This is a genomic window from Phocaeicola plebeius DSM 17135 (genome assembly GCF_000187895.1).
Classification (GTDB): domain Bacteria; phylum Bacteroidota; class Bacteroidia; order Bacteroidales; family Bacteroidaceae; genus Phocaeicola; species Phocaeicola plebeius.
The window spans coordinates 1-23,479 of record NZ_DS990134.1; the positions used below are offsets into that span (position 1 = coordinate 1).

Annotated in this window: 20 protein-coding genes and 7 pseudogenes; 22 read left to right on the plus strand and 5 right to left on the minus strand. The window is 44.2% G+C overall.

The features are described from left to right. From BACPLE_RS14855 to BACPLE_RS19370, 3 genes and pseudogenes are all read left to right on the plus strand, one after another. Nucleotides 1-564: PPC domain-containing DNA-binding protein (locus tag BACPLE_RS14855; protein WP_007563434.1), on the plus strand; the 564-nt coding region annotated here is incomplete at its 5' end. 126 nt (nt 565-690) lie between these two features. Beyond that, a complete protein-coding gene (locus tag BACPLE_RS14860; RefSeq protein ID WP_007563436.1) occupies nt 691-1,863 on the plus strand; it encodes an aldo/keto reductase in 1,173 nt (390 codons plus the stop codon). A gap of 7 nt (nt 1,864-1,870) precedes the next feature. Continuing rightward, nucleotides 1,871-2,281, plus strand: a pseudogene (locus BACPLE_RS19370) (alpha/beta hydrolase); the annotation flags it as partial. 95 nt (nt 2,282-2,376) lie between these two features. Here BACPLE_RS19370 and istB read toward each other — a convergent pair. Together istB and istA are read right to left on the minus strand one after the other, a co-directional pair. Beyond that, the gene (istB, locus tag BACPLE_RS14870) at nt 2,377-3,159 is read right to left on the minus strand and encodes an IS21-like element helper ATPase IstB (RefSeq protein WP_005824105.1); all 783 of its coding nucleotides are present in this window, start codon (nt 3,157-3,159) and stop codon (nt 2,377-2,379) included. After that, on the minus strand, nt 3,146-4,726 hold the full coding sequence (istA, locus tag BACPLE_RS14875; RefSeq protein ID WP_005829261.1) for an IS21 family transposase: 1,581 nt from the start codon (nt 4,724-4,726) through the stop codon (nt 3,146-3,148). Before istA ends, istB begins: the two co-directional genes overlap by 14 nt. Nucleotides 4,727-4,900: 174 nt before the next feature. On the opposite strand from istA, the pseudogene BACPLE_RS14880 reads away from it, so the two are divergent. Next, nucleotides 4,901-5,542: pseudogene (locus BACPLE_RS14880) on the plus strand (alpha/beta hydrolase family protein); the annotation flags it as partial. A gap of 42 nt (nt 5,543-5,584) precedes the next feature. Next, nucleotides 5,585-6,124, plus strand: coding sequence for a flavodoxin (locus BACPLE_RS14885; RefSeq protein WP_004295290.1), 540 nt, complete (start codon nt 5,585-5,587; stop codon nt 6,122-6,124). Between the two features lie 68 nt (nt 6,125-6,192). Here BACPLE_RS14885 and BACPLE_RS19505 read toward each other — a convergent pair. After that, a pseudogene (locus tag BACPLE_RS19505) lies at nt 6,193-7,215 on the minus strand (site-specific integrase); the annotation flags it as partial. 918 nt (nt 7,216-8,133) lie between these two features. On the opposite strand from BACPLE_RS19505, the gene BACPLE_RS19755 reads away from it, so the two are divergent. From BACPLE_RS19755 to BACPLE_RS14975, 16 genes and pseudogenes are all read left to right on the plus strand, one after another. Next, nucleotides 8,134-8,670 (plus strand): helix-turn-helix domain-containing protein, encoded by a 537-nt coding sequence (locus tag BACPLE_RS19755; RefSeq protein WP_007563219.1) that lies wholly within the window; start codon nt 8,134-8,136, stop codon nt 8,668-8,670. Next, complete coding sequence (locus BACPLE_RS14910; RefSeq protein WP_148374549.1) at nt 8,589-9,512, plus strand: IS3 family transposase; 924 nt, start codon at nt 8,589-8,591, stop codon at nt 9,510-9,512. Before BACPLE_RS19755 ends, BACPLE_RS14910 begins: the two co-directional genes overlap by 82 nt. Before the next feature lie 540 nt (nt 9,513-10,052). Continuing rightward, complete coding sequence (locus tag BACPLE_RS19865; RefSeq protein ID WP_004295287.1) at nt 10,053-10,262, plus strand: hypothetical protein; 210 nt, start codon at nt 10,053-10,055, stop codon at nt 10,260-10,262. 161 nt (nt 10,263-10,423) lie between these two features. After that, nucleotides 10,424-10,876, plus strand: coding sequence for a ferritin-like domain-containing protein (locus BACPLE_RS14920; RefSeq protein ID WP_005641945.1), 453 nt, complete (start codon nt 10,424-10,426; stop codon nt 10,874-10,876). 102 nt (nt 10,877-10,978) lie between these two features. Then, a complete protein-coding gene (locus BACPLE_RS14925; protein ID WP_005650034.1) occupies nt 10,979-11,626 on the plus strand; it encodes a MarC family protein in 648 nt (215 codons plus the stop codon). A 50-nt stretch (nt 11,627-11,676) separates the two neighbouring features. Continuing rightward, the gene (locus tag BACPLE_RS14930; protein WP_004295284.1) at nt 11,677-12,159 is read left to right on the plus strand and encodes a ferritin; all 483 of its coding nucleotides are present in this window, start codon (nt 11,677-11,679) and stop codon (nt 12,157-12,159) included. A 28-nt stretch (nt 12,160-12,187) separates the two neighbouring features. Further along, complete coding sequence (locus BACPLE_RS14935; protein WP_004295283.1) at nt 12,188-13,237, plus strand: class I fructose-bisphosphate aldolase; 1,050 nt, start codon at nt 12,188-12,190, stop codon at nt 13,235-13,237. 13 nt (nt 13,238-13,250) lie between these two features. Further along, nucleotides 13,251-14,000 carry a 2,3-diphosphoglycerate-dependent phosphoglycerate mutase gene (gpmA, locus tag BACPLE_RS14940; RefSeq protein WP_004295282.1) on the plus strand — a complete coding sequence of 250 codons (750 nt, stop codon included), beginning with the start codon at nt 13,251-13,253 and terminating at the stop codon, nt 13,998-14,000. 67 nt (nt 14,001-14,067) lie between these two features. Next, a complete protein-coding gene (locus BACPLE_RS14945) occupies nt 14,068-14,496 on the plus strand; it encodes an Hsp20/alpha crystallin family protein (RefSeq protein WP_004295281.1) in 429 nt (142 codons plus the stop codon). A gap of 85 nt (nt 14,497-14,581) precedes the next feature. Continuing rightward, nucleotides 14,582-15,037, plus strand: a complete 456-nt coding sequence (locus BACPLE_RS14950) for an RNA polymerase sigma factor (protein ID WP_005641942.1) — start codon at nt 14,582-14,584, stop codon at nt 15,035-15,037. Beyond that, a pseudogene (locus BACPLE_RS19760) lies at nt 15,003-15,077 on the plus strand (RNA polymerase sigma factor); the annotation flags it as partial. The gene BACPLE_RS14950 and the pseudogene BACPLE_RS19760, both read left to right, overlap by 35 nt. A 25-nt stretch (nt 15,078-15,102) precedes the next feature. Then, complete coding sequence (gene pfkA, locus BACPLE_RS14955; RefSeq protein ID WP_004295279.1) at nt 15,103-16,086, plus strand: 6-phosphofructokinase; 984 nt, start codon at nt 15,103-15,105, stop codon at nt 16,084-16,086. Between the two features lie 13 nt (nt 16,087-16,099). Beyond that, nucleotides 16,100-18,346 carry a cation:proton antiporter domain-containing protein gene (locus BACPLE_RS14960; protein ID WP_005944366.1) on the plus strand — a complete coding sequence of 749 codons (2,247 nt, stop codon included), beginning with the start codon at nt 16,100-16,102 and terminating at the stop codon, nt 18,344-18,346. Nucleotides 18,347-18,367: 21 nt separating this feature from the next. Then, nucleotides 18,368-20,926 (plus strand): alpha-glucan family phosphorylase, encoded by a 2,559-nt coding sequence (glgP, locus tag BACPLE_RS14965; protein WP_004295277.1) that lies wholly within the window; start codon nt 18,368-18,370, stop codon nt 20,924-20,926. A gap of 16 nt (nt 20,927-20,942) precedes the next feature. Next, a complete protein-coding gene (locus BACPLE_RS14970) occupies nt 20,943-21,752 on the plus strand; it encodes an arginase family protein (protein ID WP_007563471.1) in 810 nt (269 codons plus the stop codon). A gap of 54 nt (nt 21,753-21,806) precedes the next feature. Next, entirely contained in the window at nt 21,807-22,343 is a 537-nt protein-coding gene (locus tag BACPLE_RS14975; protein ID WP_004295275.1) for a methylglyoxal synthase, read from the plus strand. Nucleotides 22,344-22,553: 210 nt separating this feature from the next. Here the strand turns inward: BACPLE_RS14975 and BACPLE_RS19015 are convergent. Both BACPLE_RS19015 and BACPLE_RS19510 read right to left on the minus strand, forming a co-directional pair. Continuing rightward, nucleotides 22,554-22,682: pseudogene (locus BACPLE_RS19015) on the minus strand (transposase); the annotation flags it as partial. Nucleotides 22,683-22,810: 128 nt separating this feature from the next. Further along, nucleotides 22,811-22,987: pseudogene (locus BACPLE_RS19510) on the minus strand (Ppx/GppA family phosphatase); the annotation flags it as partial. Nucleotides 22,988-23,060: 73 nt separating this feature from the next. On the opposite strand from BACPLE_RS19510, the pseudogene BACPLE_RS14980 reads away from it, so the two are divergent. Continuing rightward, nucleotides 23,061-23,377: pseudogene (locus tag BACPLE_RS14980) on the plus strand (helix-turn-helix domain-containing protein). The last annotated feature ends 102 nt before the right edge of the window (nt 23,378-23,479 follow it).

Consider the following 23,479-nt stretch of genomic DNA (forward strand, 5'->3'; position numbering starts at 1 on the left):
TCTATTATGGTAAGATTAATCAAAACAGAGGCAGTCATAAGTGTACTGATGGGGCATTTTATAAAGAAATTATTGTTTATCTTGCTGTTTGTCGGGGTACTGATTGCTCCGGCAAACGCACAAAACGAAAAGAATATGTATTCGTACAAGAAAATTGGCAACAAGTATATTGTCAGCATTAACAATCATACTGAAATTGTGAAAGCCCTGAATGCTTTCTGCAAGGAGAAAGGAATTCTGTCGGGTTCTATCAACGGGATTGGTGCTATCGGAGAGCTGACCCTCCGTTTCTTCAATCCCAAGACAAAAGCATATGATGATAAGACATTCCGGGAGCAAATGGAAATATCCAACCTTACAGGGAATATATCATCTATGAATGAGCAGGTATATCTTCATTTGCATATAACCGTCGGCAGGAGCGACTATTCCGCTTTAGCCGGACATCTACTTTCCGCAATACAGAATGGTGCAGGGGAGTTCGTGGTGGAAGATTATAGCGAGCGGATAAGTCGCACATATAATCCGGATTTAGGACTGAATATATACGATTTTGAAAGATAGTTGCCTATAAATATCGCTTGGAATACAGGATAATACATCATTCAGCTTAGATAATATATATCAAAAAAAGTTTATCAATTCTGTCACGTTAACTTTGCAACAGAAATAATTTAAAGACTATCAAATATGGATAAAGACAAGGATATGAGCCGCCGGAGATTCCTTAAAATGGCGGCATTGACAGGAGCTGCCATGTGTGTCGGGCCTACCTTGAACAAGGTAACGGCAGCAGAACGGGTATGGATGGGGAAACAACAAGTTGCAAACAACATCCCTGCAGGCATGGCGGCGGTGCGCACTCGGCGAACATTGGGACACGGAAATACGGCATTCACTGTTTCTGCAATGGGATATGGCTGTATGGGCTTGAACCATAACCACAGCCAGTACCCGAGCAGGGAAAAAGAAATCGCCCTGGTGCATGAAGCTGTTGAACGTGGGGTGACCCTTTTCGATACAGCCGAAAGCTACGGCTACCACATCAATGAAAAATTGGTCGGCGAAGCCTTGAAAGGATATACCGACCGGGTATTTGTGTCATCGAAGTTCGGACATAAGTTTGTAAACGGTGTGCAGATTAAAACCGAAGAGGACAGCACTCCGGCCAACATCCGCCGGGTTTGTGAAAACTCGTTGCGCAATCTCGGAGTTGAAACATTGGGCATGTTCTACCAGCACCGCATAGACCCGAACACACCGATTGAAGCGGTGGCTGAAACATGCAGCAAACTCATCAAGGAAGGTAAAATCCTGCATTGGGGCATGTGTGAAGTAAACGTTGATACCATCCGCCGTGCGCACAAGATATGTCCGGTTACGGCAATCCAAAGCGAATATCACTTGATGCACCGCATGGTAGAGACGAACGGAGTGTTGGAGCTGTGCGAGGATTTGGGCATCGGTTTCGTTCCATACAGTCCGCTGAACCGTGGTTTTTTGGGCGGTATGATCAATGAATATACCAAGTTTGATGTTACCAACGACAACCGGCAGACCTTGCCACGCTTCCAGCCCGAAGCCATACGCGCCAACTATCGTATTGTGGAAGTTCTTAACGCTTTCGGCCGTACAAGAGGCATTACCCCGGCACAGATAGCTTTGGCCTGGCTGATGAACAAGAAGCCTTTTATCGTGCCTATTCCGGGCACCACCAAACTCTCTCATCTGGAAGAGAACCTTCGTGCCTGCGACATCCGTTTCACGGCAGAAGAGATAGAAGAACTGGAAACAGCCGTAGCTGCCATTCCTGTGGTGGGTAGCCGCTACGATGCCTTGCAGGAGTCTAAAATCCCAAAATAATCCGTGTATGAAGAAACAGATATTTTACATGACGTTCATCGCTTTACTGTCGGGCTGTAATTGTTACAAAGGGAATATTCTGCAAATAGAGGAACAAGGCAGTTTTGCCGTAGGTGGCACCGTACTGACCGATTCATTGGGACACAAATACCACGGCGACCATGCTTATGTATTTTATCAGAAACCGGTTGATGCACGGAAATATCCGCTTGTTTTTGCACATGGTGTCGGCCAGTTTTCCAAAACATGGGAGACCACTCCTGACGGACGCGAAGGGTTTCAGAATATATTTCTTCGCAAAGGTTTCTCCACCTATCTTGTCGACCAGCCTCGCCGGGGAAATGCCGGACGGAGTACGGAAGCTGTCACACTGGAACCGGTATTCGATGAAGAAGAATGGTTTGGAAAATCCAGTGTAAGCTGCCCCCTAAAACCAAGCGATTCTGCCCCCTTAAAACATTCAACAATGCCCCCTTAAAAAGTCTTGACCGATGGGGTTATTATTATTTTAGTTTATTTCCCTCTGTATGCAGCCATTTTACGGACACTTTCTCCTGTCAGCTCAATCCGGTGCGCCGTATGTATAATACGATCCATAATGGCATCTGCTACTGTAGGGTCTCCGATTGCATCATACCAATTGTCCGTTGGCAGTTGCGAGGTGATGATGATGGACTTGCGCCCATGTCGGTCCTCTATTATATCGAGCAGGATGGGTCGTTCCTTGGCATCAAGGTTCACAAGGAAGAGGTCATCCAATATGAGCAGCGTGCTCCGTTCGATTCTCTTGAGTTCCGATTCCAGTGTGCCTTTTACTTTTGCCACCTTAAGCGTACCCATAAGTTTCGGAGCATTCGCATAATATGTCCGTATGCCCTTCTTGCAGGCTTCATACCCCATTGCTGTGGCAAGGAAGCTCTTCCCGGTACCGGATGACCCTGTGATGAAGAGGTTCTGTCCCTTGCGGATGAACTCCAGCGATGCAAGCCGCTCCATCTGATTGCGGTCAAGGCCACGCGGGATTGCATAGTCTATCTGCTCGAGGCAGGCCTTGTAGCGGAACGCCGCCCCGCGTATAAGGCGTTGGATGGCTGCATTGGCACGGTAGTCCCATTCCCTGGCAAGTAACATGTGCAGGAAAGAGTCGATTGTCATTGTTTCTGCCATAGTGGAGGTTAGGCTTTCAGTGAAGGCGGCGGCCATGCCGTGCAGCTTCATACGGTTCATCAGTTCGATTGTCAACGTGTTGCGGTCTTTTTCGACAGCTATCGGTGCGGTAAGATTATTTGTTTCCATTGTTGTCTCTATTTAAATGTTTTAATTGTGCGAAGTAGGCTGCTCCGCGGATGTTTTTGTGGATAGATGTTACGGGGACCTCATCGTCAATGTCGTCTTTTGACAGGAAGTCTGCATCATCCCCGCGTTCAAGGATCCGCCTTATCTCCTGATATCCGTATAGGCGCAGTTGCGTGGCGCATGCGCTTGCCGCCACCAACCGTTCCAGCCCGAAGGTCTTCTCCAACGCCATGATGCCTCTGCATGAACGGAACGCCGCGGGAGGATACTTCTTGAGTTCCGCCACCTTGCGCAGATACAGCAGCAGGACGTTATCTGTCTGGCCGGCCCGTTCGTAAATCTGTTCCAGATCCTTTTCATAACTTCCATGACGTCCGGGCAGTCCGTGGGCATCCTTGGTCGTATAGGAGTATGGCGTGTCATCGCGCTGGTGTGTGGTCACCAGACGCAGGCCATGATATATTTCCAGCGTGTCCGCATCATAGACAATCTCGACACGTTTGCCTATATACTCTTTCGGTACGCTGTAATGGTGAAGCCTGAAGGTGACATAGCCGTTACGCATTACTGTTGCGGAGCGTCGCTCTTTCATCTGATGGCGTATGGCGGGAAGCGGGCGGAGGCAGTCGGACTCAATCTGCTCGAACTGTTCCCGTCTGGACTGGGGACGCCCGCTCATCCTGCGTCCGTTGAAGGCCGAGAGCGATTCGGATATGGCCGCATTCAGAGACTCCAGCGAGTGGAATACAAGACCCTCGATGTCAGCGTAGACGGATCGGTAAAGTAGCTTCACGGCATTCTCCACCAAGGCCTTGTCCTTTGGATGACGTACCCGTGTGGGGTATACGGTACATCCGTAGTGTTCGGCAAATGCCGCAAACTCCTCGTTGATTACCGGCTCGTTACGGTCGCTGCGGGTTACCGCCGATTTGAGGTTGTCTGGTACGATCGCCATCGGAACCCCGCCGTAAAAATGAAGCGCGTTCTCACACGCCTTAATCAAGTCCTGTCTTGACTGGGACCAGACCGCCTCACAATAGGTATAGTGGCTGCACGGAAGTATGGCCACGAACACTTCAACGCTGCGACATTCACCGCTTTCACTGTCAACGACTTCCAGTTTGTCACCGGCGAAGTCGATATACATCTGGTCTCCGGCATAATGCTCGACATGGCCTACGACATGTGTCACCATACGGTAACGCATGAGATAGTTGCCGAAACTGGCATGTCTGTATCCGTCAGGATGGGTCTCGCGGTACTCTTCGTACAGGGTTTTCACTGTTACGCCTCGGCGGCTAAGCCGGGCAGCATACTCAGGAAGGAGTGCCTCAAGCTCAAGCTGGCGTTGTGACGGTTCCCTGTTACGGCCAACACCTTCAGAGAACATTTCCTGGATGCGAGCGGAAGGCATGGCGGCCAACTCCTTTATCGGTATACCACACTCTTGAAACAGGCGCACATATCTGCGCACCGTGTTGCGGGAAAGCTCAAAGCTCCTGCTTATCTGCTTTATCCCCATCCCCAATGCGTAACATTGGAGGATGTTTGCTATCTTTGTTGTCATAGTAGAAATGATTTTATCCCACCGGTCAAGACGGGAATCAAATCTACGAAAAATCCCCTGCCGGGCATTGCCAAGCAGGGGTATTTTTATATTGGAATCAAGGGGGTAGGATTATTTTAGCACAAGGGGGCAGAATCGCTTGGTTTTAGGGGGCAGCTTACACTGGATTTTCCATGGTTCAACCGTTTCCGTGTGGGAATCTATCCTGATTATTTCGAGGGTGTACAGTTCAGTCGCGACCGGGAAGCCTTAAACCAGTACTTCCGGCAGATGACGCCGACCATCGGACCTTTGGACTTCGATGTCTATTCCGATGCCTATGCTGCTCTTTTTGACAAAATCGGTCCGGCCATATTTGTCACTCATTCACAAGGCGGTCCGGTGGGTTGGTTTACTTTGCTCAAAACGAAGAACATCAAAGCCATTGTAGCATACGAACCCGGTGGAAGTGTACCCTTCCCAACCGGTCAAGTTCCCGAAGAAGGCAAAGTCTTGACACGGTCTAAAAAAACAGAAGGAATAGAAGTCCCTATGGCAGTTTTCAAGAGATACATGGAAATTCCCATCATCATTTACTATGGGGATAACCTGCCCGAAACAGACGAACATCCGGAACTTTACGAATGGACACGCCGTCTGCATCTCATGCGCAAGTGGGCCGAAATGCTCAATAAGCTGGGCGGTGACGTGACGGTCATTCATCTGCCCGATGTCGGTCTGCATGGGAATACGCACTTCCCGATGTCGGATTTGAACAATGTGGAAGTAGCTGACCTGCTGTCGAAGTGGCTGTATGAGAAACAGCTGGACAGATAGAAATTAACAGAGGATAACCCCAAAACCTAAATAAAAATAGTTATGAAACTGAAGTGCTTATTGGCAATGCTGCTCTTAACCTTCCTTTCGTGCAGCAACACTCCGGCTGTTGAAGATAAGATAGATTCGTTGCCTCACTCAGAGCCGGGGAAAACATTGATAGTCTATTTCTCATGGAGCGGACATACGCAAACTGTAGCCAACATTATCCATGAACTTATTGGATGCGACATGGTGGAGATTGAACCGGAAGAACCCTATTCTGATGAATATAATGAAGTGGTTGACCGTTTCAAAAATGAAAGAGACAATCATATTCTTCCAGCTCTGCGTACAAAAGTAGAGAATATGGATGATTATGATACATTGATTATCGGTAGTCCTATTTGGGGTGGTCTTCTGTCTTCTCCTGTAAAAAGTTTCCTGTCCGGTTATGATTTGTCCGGGAAAAAGATACTCCCATTCTGTACACATGGAGGAAGCGGAACAGCACAAAGTGTGGATAATATCCGCAAACTATGTCCCCATGCTGAAATATTGCTGTTTATGGCAGTCAAACTGCAAACTCTCGGAATGAAGTGAAAAAATGGCTGTCAGAAGCCGGATTTTCTGTCGAATTAAATTACGCCCGTTTAATAGTTTTAATACTGAAATGAAATATCCTTTGTTATCCGCACTCTTTCATCCCCTTTTTCAGAGATTTGCAGATAGACCAGTAGTTGAGATTAGGGAATATGAGATTGTCTTCCTGACAGGGTCGGTAACGCTCGATAATCTGCAAAGGAGTATCCAACAGTTTCACTTGGAACGGCACTTTTGTCTTGTACCGTTTGGACAATATCCACTTCTCACCATTCACTTCTACGATGTTGCTATTGGTTAGTTCCTTGATGTCCACGAAAGAGAGGGCAGTGAAGCTGGCGAAAACAAAAATGTCACGAATATAGAACAGTTGGACATCCCCAACTCGTGCGTCATCAACGTTTTCAGTTCATCTTCCGTCAGGAACTCACGTTCCGTCACATTAGGGCTGATGTGGAATTGGGCAAACGTTTTTTTCGGTATTAGTCCGTTAAAGTGCACACACATGACAACGCCTTTCAGCCACATGCATTTTTCCCATATCGTCCCGTTGTGAAGTCCCGCTTTCGTTGATAGGTAGGCTGCAAACCCCTTGATGAAGTCGGGCTTAATCTCCAGCATGAACATATCCGTCCGTCTGTAAAAAGACTTGATGAACGCTGCCACATGGTTTCTTGCCACCACCCGTGAACGGTGGTTGCCATTACCCTGTCTTTTCCGACACGCTTCTTGAATACTTCGTTCTCACGTCCGGACGCTTTGAGCAGTGTCTCATACTCACTGCCGATACCCTGATAAGCATTGCTCACCATTTCAGCCGTCACGAACGCTTCACGGTCGAATATACGCAGGTAGTGCTTGATGATTTGAGCCTTGATGTTGTCAAGGGCAAGGTTGATATCACGTACTTCCGCACTCTTGCCTTTCGCCCTGTTCCCTTTCACGTCCCAAAGCGTTTTCGGGATACTCTACTTATAGCTGAACTGCGTCACAATCCCGTTAATCGTTACCCGTCCTATGATGCGGACAATATCGTTTTTCTCCTTGTTGCCGTTCACGTAGAACAGCACTTTGAATGTACTTCTTGCCATACTCGTTTTTTAAGTTTAAAATTAAGTATCAATGAGTTATGCCTTGTAAACCAACCGAAGCCATACGGAGAAAAATTCAGCACGGAGTATCAAAAACCACCTTTCACGGGGTAATGATTTAGCAACCTTTCTACTTCATAAATTTACTTTTTTTTGCGTTACCTCGTTTTATGCCTTTGTCCTCATTTGTCCTCACAAACGCTTTATTCATAGCCGTTTTAAAAACATTTCCGCCTTTCTATTCCTCTTTTCCACAGATTTTTAGTAAATTTATATCCGTCTAATTTTTAAGGTCCTATGTTCAGACTCAATCTAACCAAACATTGCATAAAGTGGTACTGTTTCATCCAAATGCAACTGATGGACACGTTCGTACATTATTTTGTGCTTGTATCGTTATATCTATTGCAGCTATTATCTGTAGTTCATTTGTATCCATGGCCCATTACAGACAGGCGTTATTCAGTATGACTTATTTTTCCTCCCTGGTGTTTTTTTGTGGAGTATGCATTGCGCATTTGCGGCACCGGTCAAATATCCGGATAGAGACATAAACCGTACACGATGGAAATATATTTTTTCATTCTATGGTTTGTGGACTCCGTGACCATTCTCCCTTATATGTTAACCTATATGTATTGGGATACGAATATTGTCCATGTCATTATCCTCCTTTACATTTTTATTATTGTCAAATAGATAAGATACTTACGGAAGAGTGGGTTATGACCTATATACCTGCGGTATCATGGTCTGTTTTTCTGCTATTCTGCTATACTATATAGAGCTTAATGTACAGCTTGAGGATTTCAAAACATTCGTGACGGGCTTTGGTGGGCAGTAATTCTAAGACTTTAAATAAAGAAAAATTATGTACTGCACCCCAAAAGTTAGACACAAAACTTTTGGGGTTTTATTATGTCTACACAAAAAAGAAAACAAAAATCATTACAAGACTTGCTGTCTTATATGTATATGTTGGAAGATGGCATATCCTTTAATCACATCCACAAGAACTATGGGATAAATGAAGCACGACTAAAGGTTTTATGGTCACGCTATCAGAAAGAAGGAGTATCTGGATTGCAAAAATGTCCCAATATCAAGGCCGATTATGCATTAAAACACGATATTGTTCTTGATATTGAAGAAAATCATCTTACTTTGCACGAAGCCTCGCTAAAATATGGTGCAAGTCCTCAAAGGATAGGCGTATGGTTAAAGATTATGCGTACGGAGGGCATTGATGCTCTAAGTAAATGTAAAAAGCGTGGCAGACCGTCACATATGGGAAGACCGAAGAAGAATATCAAGCCACAGAGTGAACTGGAAAAACTCAGAAAAGAGAACGAGGAACTGCGACTGGAGGTAGCATTGCTAAAAAAAGTGAGAGCCTTAGTAGAGGAAAGGAACGCCCGACTACAAGGGATTGGGCGCGAGCCATCGAAGAACTAAGGCAGGATGGTTTTGCACTTGAGTGTATTCTCAAAATGGTAAATATGGCTCGCTCTGTATTCTATTACCATCTGTCACGCTTGAAGGACAACGATGGCTATGATGATACAAGGAAACGAATTAAAGCGATATATGACGACAGCAAAGGCCGCTATGGATACAGAAGGATTTGTCTGTCCTTGCGTAACGAAGGCTGCAATATCAATCATAAGACTGTACTGAAACTGATGTCTCATATGGAGTTGAAAGCCAAGCGAAAAAAACGTCACTATCACTCCTATAAAGGTCAGATAGGAAAGGTTGCACCTAATGTCATCAACAGAAATTTCTCTGCCGAAAGGCCTAACCAGAAATGGACAACGGACGTGTCACAGGTTTGCATAAAGGATGAGAAGCTGTATATATCTCCAATATTAGACATGTACAATGGGGAGATAATAACATATACACTCTCAAGAAGTCCTAACCTGAAAATGGTTACAGATATGCTTAAAAAGGCTTTTAAAAAGTATAAGAACCTTGATGGGCTATTGCTGCATTCAGATCAGGGATGGCATTATCAGCATGCACAATATCAACAGATATTGAAGAATAATGGTGTTATACAAAGCATGTCCCGTAAAGGCAACTGTCTGGATAACTCTATGATGGAAAACTTCTTCGCGCTGATGAAGAATGAATTATTGTATGTAAATCATTTTGATAGTCTTGACATGTTTGAGTCTGAACTAAAGAAATACATTGTTTGGTATAATACAAGAAGAATTAAGCTTAGATTAAAAGGTATGAGCCCGGCACAATACCGAGCTCACTACTATAGAGAGTTGAATCATCAATTTTAATTTAAAGTCCAACTTTTGGGGGGCACTTCATTAAGCCACCCCTTAAAAAAAAGAGATATTTCCTTTCAAAGAATTCATTTCTTTTATTACATTTGTATTAGTCTTTTGAAAATAGAAGATTTATAGTAAAGCGTTAAGGCATTATCCAAGTTCAGGAAATCCCCAATTTCGAAACAACAATTGGATAATACATTGGACGCTCCACGTTCTATCTATATAGATTTTTGTTATATATAGGCGTGGGGCTTTGTGTATTATATGTTGTTGAGTATGGGGATACTTCTGAACGGTAATACCAAAGTTCCCACGCTTAACTTTATATAAACACAACTCCAGGGAACAGGGTTGGCTTATAATAAACATTATGAAAGCAACTTGTTTTAAAAGCGAGACAACTGTCTCCAACGACTTTCCCCCTTTGTTTGTTACTGTCTTTTGTGGAATATTCTATCCTTTCATTTCCATTCCTGTCTCTTTCGGAACATACCGTTCATTATCATACAAATTACATGCCAAAGCACTTTTCTGCCTTCTCCTGCTATGGTACTAGATAATAGTAACTCCCCCTATCACATAGAGGAAGAACTTTGGTTACAGATACTTTCTCTGTCAAGAGAGTTGCAGGAGTGTAAAGCTAGTCTGCACCATAATACTTTGGACTGTATTTCCGATAAGATTGAAGGAATAGAAAGAGAACTGGATGTCTTATTGGATATTCTGCAAGGGAGGCAAGACAAAAAGACATCATAGTGCTATTTTTTATGACAATTTGTCTACGCCGATAAGTTATCCTATTATTTAAGCCTCGTTTAAGAATTCCGTTTTATGGGTTACCCACAATCGAATGGAATTTTTATATACTGAGAATAACACATGATATTAGTAATGGATTTTCAATATTCAGAGTGATAATGGATAAACGAATAGAAAACGCCATGAATGAGTTGATCAATACAGAAATATGGTCAACCGGTTTATACCTGTCATTGCAGGTTTATTTTGAAGATGAACGGCTTCCAATACTTAGCTCCTGGCTGAACTCCCAAGCACAGGACAATATGAACAAGGTTTATCAGATGATGAATCGGATATGCCATGATGGAGGATGTGTTGTAATCAATGAAATGAAACGGGATACACATGAATGGACAACGCCATTGAATGCCTTGAATGAATTGCTTGAACATGAGCAGTACATATCACGTCAGGTAAACACATTTCTCATATTATGCTGGAATGTAAGCATGTCCTTCCATTCTTTCATCAGCGGGCTGTATGCAGACCGTATATATGTAAGTACGGCATTTATGGAATTGTTACGTATCCTCGCCAAGGAAAACGAACGGAAACTACCTTATTTTTGACGGTATGGATTTAAGATTGATGTTATGCAAAATTTAATATTGCAGAATGCTATCTGGTATGTTTTTTGCGATATAATAATCGATAATAAACTATATGTCATCATGGATATATTTGTATATTTAACATTGTGTTTCACTTCGCTATTCACCTTGATGGACCCTCTTGGAGTGATGCCGGTATTCCTGCAAATGACTGATGGAATGGATACGAAAGAACGCAGATATATCGCCTTGAAAGCATGTACCATTGCATTTATCATATTAGTCCTTTTTACATTATCGGGCAGGTTTCTGTTTCATTTTTTCGGCATCTCAACAAACGGATTCCGGATTGTGGGAGGTATCATCATCTTTAAAATCGGATATGATATGTTGCAGGCACATTTTACCCATGTGAAACTGAATGAAACTGAACGAAAAGAATATTCCAAAGATATAACCATCACACCTCTTGCCATTCCGATGTTATGCGGTCCGGGAGCGATTTCCAGTGGAATAACATTGATGGAAGATGCTTCGGAATATACTTTCAAAATAGTATTGCTTGGCGTAATCGCTTTGGTCTGCATTCTTTCCTTCTTTATTCTGTGCGCGTCCACCCAGCTTTTAAAAATCTTGGGAGAGACGGGAAACAATGTGATGATGAGACTGATGGGACTTATTCTAATGGTGATCGCCGTGGAATGTTTTATCAGCGGGATACGTCCGGTATTAATTGAAATCTTGAAACAAGCCCATGCTTGTTCTTAAAGAAGAGAGATAATTTGGATTTATTATTAACATTAAAAGTTTGATTCATCATGACTGAAAAATTGCAAAATGCTCTGAATGAGCAAATCACAGCAGAATTATGGTCTGCCAACCTGTATTTATCAATGTCTTTTTATCTGGAAAGAGAGGGCTTTTCCGGAATGGCTCGCTGGATGCAGAAACAGTCTGCAGAAGAGACCGGGCATGCATATGCCATTGCCGGGTACATGATTAAGCGTGAGGCAACCCCGAAAGTAGACAAGGTCGATGTGGTTCCACAAGGTTGGGGTAACCCTGTTGAAGTATTCGAGCATGCTTTGGAGCATGAAAAACATGTTTCCAAACTGATTGATGAGTTGGTACAGGTAGCATCCGAAGAGAAAGACAATGCCACTCAGGACTTCTTGTGGCAATTTGTTCGTGAGCAAGTAGAAGATGAAGCGAATGTACTCAATATTGTTAGTCATCTGAGGAAAGCCGGAGACTGTGCTATCCTTTTTATGGATGCAAAACTGGGTGAACGGGAGTCATAAACCAGAATAATCAATAAAAATAAATAAAATGAAAATAGTAGATTTATTGGGAGGAAAGGCTGAGTACTACCTGAACCATACATGTAAGACGATAGACAAACAACTTATCCATATTCCGGGACCGGATATGATAGATAAGGTATGGATGAATTCCGACAGGAATATCCGTACATTGGAAAGTTTGCAGGCTTTATACGGACATGGACGTCTGGCCAATACGGGCTATGTATCCATTCTGCCTGTAGACCAGGGCATAGAACATTCTGCAGGAGCGTCTTTCGCCCCCAATCCGCTTTATTTCGATCCCGAAAACATCATAAAGCTGGCCATTGAAGGAGGGTGTAATGCCGTGGCATCCACATTCGGTGTGTTGGGCGCCGTGGCACGCAAATATGCACACAAGATACCTTTTATCGTCAAGCTGAACCATAATGAGTTGCTGACTTATCCGAACAGCTACGACCAGGTAATGTTCGGTACGGTGAAAGAGGCATGGAACATGGGAGCCGTAGCTGTCGGTGCTACCATTTATTTCGGTTCGGAACAAAGCCGCCGCCAGATAGTGGAAGTGTCACAGGCTTTTGAATATGCCCACGAACTGGGAATGGCTACTATTCTGTGGTGCTATTTGAGAAACAGCAGCTTCAAAAAGGATGGTACCGACTATCATGCCGCTGCCGACTTGACAGGACAAGCCAACCATATCGGGGTTACCATTAAAGCCGATATCGTGAAGCAGAAGCTCCCATCCAATAACGGCGGTTTCAAGGCTATCGGATTCGGAAAGACAAACGAGTGTATGTATTCGGAACTGACCACTGACCATCCGATAGACCTTTGCCGTTATCAGGTGGCGAATGGCTATATGGGACGTGTCGGATTGATTAACTCGGGCGGTGAATCCCATGGGGAATCCGACCTGCATGATGCTGTCGTAACGGCAGTAGTAAATAAGCGTGCAGGTGGTATGGGGCTGATCAGCGGTCGTAAGGCTTTCCAGAAACCGATGAAAGACGGAATTCAACTTCTGAACACCATTCAGGACGTATATCTGGATTCTTCAATAACCATTGCATAAAGAAGAAGTATCCATGAAAAGAATAGTGTTATTACGTCATGGCGAAAGTCTATGGAACAAAGAAAACCGTTTTACTGGATGGACGGACGTGGATTTAAGCGAGAAAGGAGTTGAAGAAGCCTGCAAGGCAGGCGATGCATTACGGGAGGCTGGATTTTCTTTTGAGGCAGCTTACACTTCTTACTTGAAACGTGCCGTAAAAACGTTGAACTGTGTCTTGGACCGGCTGGATAAAGACTGGATTCCGGTTGAAAAGACCTGGCGGCTGAACGAGAAGCATTACGGCATGCTTCAGGGACTGAATAAGAGTGAAACAGCGGTCCAATATGGTGAAGAACAAGTACACATCTGGCGAAGAAGCTATGACGTGGCTCCCGCTCCGGTAGGCAAAGATGATCCCCGTAATCCGGGCATGGATATCCGCTATGCCGGTGTACCAGATAGCGAACTTCCCCGTACGGAATCCCTGAAAGATACTATTGGGCGTGTCATGCCTTACTGGAAATGCATCATCTTTCCCGCATTGATGTATAAGGACAGCCTGCTGGTAGTCGCCCATGGTAACAGCCTGCGCGGAATCATCAAGCATCTCAAAGGAATTTCCGATACGGATATTTCCAACCTGAACCTGCCTACGGCAGTTCCTTATGTCTTTGAATTTGACGACAGGCTGGTTCTTGTCAAGGACTACTACCTTGGAAACCCGGAAGAGATACGGAAACGGGCAGAAGCTGTGGCCAAACAAGGGATGGCTAAAAAATAAAAATCTGTCTATCAAGCAGATGCTTTTTTTTAAGTTTTAATTATTAACTTTTAAAGAGGAGGTAAAAATGGTACCTGTAAAAACAAACCAGAATTGGTTACCGAGTATTTTTAACGATTTCTTTGACAATGAATGGATGGCAAGAGCAAACGCTACGGCTCCAGCCATCAATGTGATTGAGAATGAAAAGGACTACAAGGTAGAACTGGCAGCTCCGGGAATGACCAAGAATGATTTTAAGGTAAGTGTGGATGAAAGCAACAATCTGGTAATCTGCATGGAAAAAAAGGACGAGAAAAAGGAGGAGAAGAAAGACGGAAAATACTTGCGCCGTGAATTCTCCTATTCCCGATTCCAGCAGAGTATCCTGCTGCCGGATAATGTGGAAAAAGATAAAATTTCGGCCAAAGTGGAACACGGGGTCCTGTTTATCGATATTCCCAAAGTCGTAGATAAGAAGGTTCAGGAAACCACCAAAACTATTGATGTCAAATAAGATATCTTGATGAGACTCTACAGAAGGCATTTCTTATTATCAGGGAATGCCTTCACCCGGATATTTGAATTCCAAAATAAATATAATGAGAGGATTTGATTTCGATAAAGCGCTGGTAGCCCTTCAGAATGAACTGCATTGTTTTGCATATAAACTGACTGCTGACAAGGATGAAGCAGAAAACTTGTTGCAGGAAACAATGTTGAGGACGTTGGATAATAAGGATAAGTTTGATTCCGGTACGAATTTTAAAGGCTGGATGTATACCATCATGCGCAATGCATTTATCAATAATTGCCGGACAAAGAAAATACGAGGGAATTTATATGTATTATCAGAACCTGAATATCATTTCCTGTTAAGGGACGACTCTTTCATTTTCGTGGATAACGGGCATGATGCAAAAGAGATAAGGGAAGCCCTTAAAACATTGCCTAAAGCACATTATGTCGTTTTTATGTTGTACCGGAGTCAAATATCGGGAAATAGCCGCAAAGATAGGAGTGTCACTGAGTACGATAAAAAGCCGTATCTTTTATAGCAGAAAAAGGCTAAAACAGTTGCTTTCTAATTTTGCCTGATTAATTAAAATATAAAAAACAAATTATGGATAACAAGTATATTGGAATTCTGACTTCCGGAGGGGATGCTTCAGGAATGAACGCGGCTATCCGTGCCGTGACCCGCGCCGCCATTTTTAACGGATTTAAAGTGAAAGGAATTTATAGAGGTTACGAGGGGCTGATTGCCGGTGAAGTGAAAGAACTCACGACGGAAGATGTAAGTAGCATTATCCAGAGGGGAGGCACCATACTGAAAACAGCTCGCTCCGAGACTTTCACCACTCCCGAAGGACGCAAGAAAGCTTATAAGGTCATACAGAAAGAGAACATCAATGCTTTGATAATTATCGGTGGAGACGGTTCCCTGACGGGAGCCCGTATCTTTGCGGAGGAGTATGATGTGACGTGCATAGGATTGCCCGGCACCATTGACAATGACCTATATGGTACCGATTTTACCATAGGATATGATACGGCATTGAACACCATTGTGGAATGCGTGGATAAAATCAGGGACACGGCAACCTCCCATGACCGTATCTTCTTTGTCGAAGTGATGGGGCGTGATGCGGGCTTCCTGGCACAAAACAGCGCAATAGCTTCCGGTGCTGAAGCGGCCATCATCCCGGAGGACAGGACGGACGTGGACCAGTTGGAAACATTCATCGGGCGCGGATTCAGAAAGACGAAAAACAGCAGCATCGTAATTGTGACCGAAAGTCCTGAAAACAAGAATGGAGGTGCCATATATTACGCCGACCGGGTAAAGAAGGAATATCCCGGGTATGATGTCAGGGTTTCTATCCTGGGCCATCTGCAACGGGGTGGTGCTCCGAGTGCCAATGACCGTATACTGGCAAGCCGGCTGGGTGAAGCCGCAATCCAGGCCTTAATGGAAGGCCAGCGAAATGTTATGATAGGCATACGGAACAACGAGATTGTTTATGTTCCTTTTGTCCAGGCAATCAAAAAGGACAAGCCTATTGACAAAAGCCTGATCCGGGTCCTTAACGAATTATCGATCTAAAATAACCGTTAATATGTCAGAAGTTGCTCCTTTAATATCGGATCTTGCCATAATTCTGATTATTGCCGGTATTGTAACCGTCATTTTCAAGTGGCTGAAGCAACCGGTCATATTGGGCTACATTGTAGCCGGTATTATGGCGGGTCCTTCCGTTTCTCTGGTCCCGACTGTTTCCGATCCTGCCAATATCAAAATATGGGCGGACATCGGTGTCATTTTTCTGCTGTTCGCGATGGGACTGGACTTTTCGTTCAAGAAATTGATAAATGTGGGCATTACGGCTATCGTTGCCACTGTCACTATTGTATGTGGCATGATGTTCATAGGTTATACAGCGGGGAATGCAATGGGGTTCTCCCACATGAGCAGTATTTTTCTGGGTGGAATGTTGTCCATGTCGTCCACGGCCATCGTATTCAAGGCCTTCAATGACATGGGACTTCTCCAACAGAAATTCACTGGCATTGTCTTGGGGATTCTTGTTATCGAAGATCTGGTGGCTGTAGTGATGATGGTTGTTCTTTCCACGTTGGCGGTAGGCAAACATTTTGAAGGGAAGGAGATGCTGGAAAGTATATTGAAGCTGGCCGCTTTCCTGATTTTCTGGTCGGCATTGGGTATCTATCTGATACCTACCCTGCTGAAGAAGATACGCCGTTTCACCAGCAACGAGATTTTATTGATAACCTCTCTGGGACTTTGCCTGGGAATGGTGATGATTGCGACAAAAGCGGGATTTTCTGCCGCATTGGGAGCCTTTGTCATGGGGTCCCTGCTGGCAGAGACCGTTGAAGCGGAAAAAATCGTACATATCGTACAGCCGGTAAAAGACCTGTTCGCTTCCATATTTTTCGTGTCGGTAGGAATGATGATCGATCCTGCCATGATGTGGGAATATGCCGTCCCTATTTTCATCCTGACATTGCTGGTACTGTCCGGTCAGGTACTGTTCGGGAGCTTTGGTGTCTTGCTTTCCGGCCAGCCGTTGAAAATTGCCATACAGTCCGGCTTTTCACTGACACAGGTCGGTGAATTCGCATTCATCATCGCATCTTTAGGCGTCAGTCTGAATGTTACGGACAAGTATCTCTATCCGGTCATAGTGGCAGTATCTGTCATAACGACTTTTCTTACCCCCTATATGATACGGCTTTCGGAACCAGCATACCGGTTTATAGACATCCACATGCCTGAATCCCTGAAAGATTATCTCGTACACTATACGTCCGGGGCAATGACTGTAAAACACCAGGGTACTTGGCATAAACTGATCCGGTCTATGCTGGTGTCTGTCACACTCTATCTGGTCGTATGCGTTTTTTTCATCACTTTATATTTTTCCTATGTGCATCCTTTGATTAGGAAAAGTCTGCCGGGAATGGAAGGGAACTTGTTGGGCTTCATCATCATCTTTCTTGTCATATCCCCGTTTCTATGGGCCATCATCATGAAAAGGAACAATTCAACCGAGTTCCGTAAACTCTGGACGGACAACAAGTTCAACAGAGGGCCTTTGGTATCAATAGTACTTGTCAAAATACTGATCTGCACGATTATCATGATGAGTATCATTACCCATCTTTTCAATGTTGCCTTGGGAGCCGGGTTGGTAGTCTCTTCCATTATCATTGCCGTCATTTATTTTTCCAAGCGGATCAAGAAACGGTCGCTGACTATAGAGAGACAATTTATGGCAAACTTTCAGGGGACGGACGGGAATGGACTTTCTACAGAAAGTGATACAGGCTCCACCCTTGGCAGCAATATCCCGTTCAAGGAATTACATTTGGCGGATTTCACAGTATCCCCTGATTCCATATATGTGGGCAGAACATTAAAAGAAAGCAGCTTGCGCACCTTGTTTCAGATAAATGTGATTTCAATCACCCGTGGAGAAAAACGCCTAGATATACCACAAGGGGAAGAACATCTCTATCCATATGACAAGGTTACGGTCGTAGGTACGGACCGACAGTTGGAAAGCTTCCGGACATCCATGGAGCAAAAGAAGGTAGAAAGGAACGGGAACGGAACATCCTCGCAGGATGAGATGGAAATAGGGCAATTTCCTGTCGAAGGAGGTTCACCATTGATCGGAAAGACGATCCGGGAGGCAGACATATCGGATAGCATCATTATCGGAATAGAGAGGAGTACCGTGAATATTATGAATCCAGACCCTGATACAATTTTCAAGGAGAATGATACGGTATGGATTGTCGGTAAACGAAAAATAATAAAAGGACTGAATAAAGATTAGGACTTATTTAATTAAAATGTCATGGAATATTCAAGTTATAATGTAAATACCCCTCAGTGGAGGGAGATTACAGTAGGTTCACATCTTCCTGCAGAACTGCGAAAACTTGCAGAAATCGCACATAATCTCTGGTGGACATGGAATGATGACGCAAAGAAACTGTATTGTGATTTGGATTCGGAACTTTGGAAAGAGGTGGAACAGAATCCGGTATTGTTTCTGGAGCGGATAAATTATGAGAAGCTTGTAGCGCTGGCACATGATGAGAACTTTGTCTATAAAATGGATGCCGTCTATTCCGCCTTCAAAAAATACGTAGATGTGGAACCGGATCACCAGCGCCCGTCAATAGCTTATTTCAGCATGGAATACGGCTTGGATGAAGTCCTTAAGATATATTCCGGCGGTTTGGGAATGTTGGCGGGGGATTACCTGAAAGAGGCGTCGGACAGCAATGTGGACCTTTGTGCCATAGGACTTTTGTACCGTTACGGTTATTTTGACCAGTCGCTTTCCATGGACGGCCAGCAGACAGTCAATTATAAAGCGCAGAATTTCGGGCAGCTCCCGATTGAAAAGGTAATGCAACCGGATGGGAAACAACTGGTAATCCACGTCCCCTATGCCGACAGTTTTGTGGTACATGCCAATGTCTGGAAAGCCAGTGTGGGGCGTATTCCCCTTTATCTGCTGGATACGGACAATGAACTCAACAGCGAGTTTGACCGCCCTATCACTCACCATCTGTATGGAGGCGACTGGGAGAATCGGCTAAAACAGGAAATACTGCTTGGCATAGGCGGGATGATAACGCTGAGAGCTTTAGGTATAACGAAAGATGTATATCACTGTAATGAGGGGCATGCCGCACTGATCAATATCCAGCGGCTTTGTGATTACATAAATGGCGGCTTGAATTTCGGGCAGGCCATGGAGCTGGTACGTGCTTCCTCACTTTATACCGTACATACTCCCGTACCCGCTGGTCATGATTATTTTGACGAAGGGCTTTTCAATAAATATATGAAGGGATATCCTGGCAAGTTGGGTATAACCTGGGATAACCTGATGGATCTCGGGCGTCACAATCCGGGAGACAAGGAGGAACGTTTCTGCATGTCTGTCTTCGCCTGCAAGACCTGCCAGGAGGTAAACGGTGTCAGCAAGTTGCATAAATCGGTATCCCAGCAAATGTTTGCGCCGATCTGGAAGGGATACTTCCCGGAAGAGAACCATGTGGGTTATGTAACCAACGGGGTACATCTGCCTACCTGGTGTGCGGCAGAATGGAAAAAGCTTTTCAAGGACAATTTTGATGAGAATTTTTTCTGCGACCAGTCCAATCAGAAAATCTGGGAGGCCGTCTATGGCATCCCGGATGAAGAGATATGGAATACCCGGTTAAAACAGAAAGCAAAATTGCTGGACTATATCAAAAGCAAATGCAGCAAGGACTGGCTCAGGAGTCAGATTGATCCGGCATTGAGCGTTTCCATTTTTGAGAGATTCAATCCCGATGCTCTTCTAATAGGCTTCGGACGCCGTTTTGCTACATATAAGAGGGCTCATCTTCTGTTCACGGATATAGACCGACTTGCCAGGATTGTGAATAATCCGAAATATCCGGTACAGTTCATCTTTGCAGGCAAAGCCCATCCCAATGACGGTGCCGGGCAGGGGCTGATCAAGCAAATCGTGGAAATATCCCGGCGTCCGGAATTTTTAGGTAAAATCATATTCTTGGAGAATTACGACATGGACCTGGCACGCCATCTTATCTCGGGGGTGGATATTTGGATGAACACCCCTACGCGGTTGGCAGAAGCTTCGGGTACGTCGGGCGAGAAGGCATTGATGAACGGTGTGCTTAATTTCTCCGTGCTGGACGGTTGGTGGTATGAAGGATACCGTAAGGATGCTGGATGGGCACTGACTGATAAAAGGACTTATCAGAATGAACAGTACCAAAACCAGCTGGATGCCGAAGCCATCTATTATTTGTTGGAGCATGACATCCTGCCACTGTATTACGAGCATGGGGGGAAGAACTATTCGGAAGACTGGGTCAAGTATATCAAGAACTCAATCGCACAAATCGCTCCCCATTTTACCATGAAAAGACAGTTGGACGACTACTATGACAGGTTCTATAACAAACTGTCAGAGCATTTCCACATTCTGGCAGCCGACAACTTTGCGAAGGCGAAAATGATGGCTGACTGGAAAGCAAACGTCCGAAGCAGATGGGATGCCATAGAAATCAAATCCATAGAGGCAGGGAATGGGCTGAATGCCACGGTTGAAGCCGGAAAGGAATATGAGGTGACGGTTGTCGTTGATGAGAAAGGCCTGGATGACGCAATCGGAATAGAATCGGTCATTATCAGGCGTGAAGACGGTCAGGATCACATATATGAGGTTATTCCCCTTTTGCCGGTTTCCAAGAATGGGAATTTATATACCTTTAAGGCGACATCCGGCATTTTCAACGCTGGAAGCTTCAAGCAGGCCTTCCGTATGTATCCCAAGAATGCTTTGTTACCTCACCGACAAGATTTCTGTTATGTACGATGGTTTTAATGAACAGTAAAAGGATATGCAAAAACAACGTATGAGCGGGCAAAATCAAAAAACAGATAAACGGATAGCATGGCCGATCATCATCATGAACTTCACGGGAGTGTATGACTACGAGGCGTTTGCCTGGAACAATAAATTTATATGGCTGGATTGTCGTCATCTTTATGGTACAGATGGCTACTGTGACAGGGAGGGGGCTTTGGCTTTGAAGGGGATGATTGCTGATTATCCGGCGGAGGGAGTCCATTTCATCGATTCAGGCAATTATCATTATTTGACTAAATTCTGGACAGACAAACTTGAAACTCCGTTTTCGCTGATTGTGTTCGACCACCATCCCGATATGCAGCCACCGTTGTTTGACAACATACTTTCTTGCGGAAGTTGGGTAAAGGATATATTGGACCATAACAACAACTGCAAGAAAGTAATTATCGTAGGTTCTTCAGACAAACTGATACAGGCTGTGCCGAAAGGATATGAAAGACAAGTTCGGTTTTACAGTGAAACTACGCTCATGCACGAAGAGGGTTGGCAGAACTTTTCTTCCGGACATATCAACGGACCGGTTTACATTTCCATAGACAAGGATGTCTTGAATCCGGCTTCGGCAGCAACAAACTGGGATCAAGGTTCTCTCAGCTTATGGGAATTGGAGAAACTGCTGGCTGTTATTCTTCAGAAAGAACAGGTAGTAGGCATTGACATCTGTGGGGAATGCTCCACAACACTCAATCTTTTTGAAGAAAAACGGGAAACCGTCATGGATAGCCAGGCAAACAAAGAATTGCTCAGATTTATCCGGTCATCCTCCGGCCTTCAATAGAATTAGTTTTTTTGTTATTATAATTATCATATAAAAATAAAATAATTTAGCTTTATGGAAACAATTGTTCGTAGAATTGGACTTGTTGCACACGATGCAATGAAAAAAGACATGATAGAGTGGGTTCTCTGGAACTCGGAACGTCTGATAGGACATAAATTCTATTGTACGGGTACAACCGGTACACTAATTAAAAAAGCCCTTGAAGAAAAACATCCTGAAATCAAATGGGATATCACAATCCTGAAATCTGGTCCTTTAGGAGGTGACCAGCAAATTGGTTCGCGGATCGTAGAAGGAGAAATAGACTATCTGTTCTTTTTTACAGATCCGATGACACTACAGCCGCATGATACGGATGTGAAAGCATTGACCAGACTGGCTGGAGTTGAAAATATTGTTTTCTGCTGTAACCGTTCGACTGCGGACCACATTATTACGAGTCCCTTATTCACTGACCCAACTTACGAACGTATTCACCCGGATTACACCAATTACACGCAGCGTTTTGAAAACAAGGGAATCATATCTGAAGCAGTGGAGCAAGTGAAAAAGCGGAGGAATAAAAGTGAGAATAACATTTCTAAATGAACTGTAATAAGTAGTAGAATATTTATAAGGCTATCTAAGAAACAAGTTGTTTACATCTTTCAGAATAGGTATCAGCTGAATAGTAATCTGCTAAGTTTGTGTCAAAACGTTGGCACAAACTCTTTTATATTTTACAGTTCTGCTATATTTTCTTTTGGCTATGCTGCTTTTTCCAGGGGCAGCGGATTTTTCCGGTTGGCAAGCTTTCCTTTAAGCGTATAGCCTAGCCAGTCTGAACATGAAGAATTTCAGATCAGCCACCCCTCTAAACTGGCTTCGAAGAGCTTTGATTTTAGCATTGAACGACTCCGCTGAAGCATTTGTCAATCGTTCTTCAAAATTTTAGGGGAAATACCTAAAGATACAAAAAGCCAACTAATTCGCAATACTTTTAGTATGAATTAGTTGGCTAATTTTATAGGATTTACTGAATATCCCCTAGTTAAAACAGCTATGCACAATTCCTTTTATTCCGTTTTCAGGTATATGGCATACAAATTGTCAATAATACCATCTGCTAAGCCAATGACCGGAACATGGATATACTCAGCTTTGACAATACCTGCAATTATCAGAAATATCTCAGCGGCGGGAACAATAACATCTGCACGGTCAGTTTTCAGATTAAATTCTTCCATGCGCTGTTATACCGGCACCACGAGTGACCGTTTCTCCGGATGGTATGAATTTGAAGTATCAACATAAAATCGGATTGTTATGGAAACCGTATGTTTTGAAAGGAAGGCGTTCGAGGAATTTGCCATGAAAATCGAACGGTTCATACATAGGGTGGAGGGAATCCCCATCTGGATTTGAAAGGCGTGAAGAGGACGGCTGGCTGGCTCGACCACCAGGATGTCTGCCTGAAGCTGAAAATCAGCAAGCGCACCTTGCAGACCTTGCGGGATAACGGCACGCTCGCCTATACCAAGATAGGCAACCGTACCTATTACCTGCCGGAAGACGTGGAGCGTATCGTCACGAAAGTGGAGGACAGACGCAAGGATGCACGCTACAGGGGGCACACCATTTGAAGGAATTGAACTGAAGTATCAACAAAAGACAAATGAGCAGTATGTATAATAGAGTTTATATCGAATAATTGATTAAAGCGTTCTTTGATTTATCTTTGTGAT